At 69.6% G+C, this 306-nt stretch carries 1 protein-coding gene; it reads left to right on the forward strand.

What is annotated here, in order from left to right:
• Positions 1 to 69: 69 nt before the first annotated feature.
• On the forward strand, positions 70 to 306 hold a 237-nt coding region (locus AA75_RS29420; protein WP_149038441.1), incomplete at its 3' end, for a hypothetical protein.

The raw sequence follows: 306 nt of genomic DNA on the forward strand, positions 1-306 counted from the left end.
GGGGTGTATGAGGCGTCGGGGTCGGATCCGTCGGGGCCGGGGTTGAAGCGGTATCCGGGTGCGGGGGGGGTGTTCGAGGAGCATGCCGAGCCTGTGCGGGTGGACGCGGACGGCGGGCGTGCCGCCTATGCCTACAAGTTCACGTTCACCACGTTGGACGGGGGCCGGGAGTTCTTCGACGAGAACGGTGTGCTGGTCGCGGAGTCGGACCGGTTCGGGAATGCGACGGGTTACGAGTGGGCGTGGGACCAGGGGACGGGGGTGAGCCGTCCGGTTGCGGTGGTGGACCGTCACGGTCTGCGGACG

It is taken from the genome of Kitasatospora sp. MBT63, from assembly GCF_000710465.2.
Taxonomy (GTDB): domain Bacteria; phylum Actinomycetota; class Actinomycetes; order Streptomycetales; family Streptomycetaceae; genus Kitasatospora.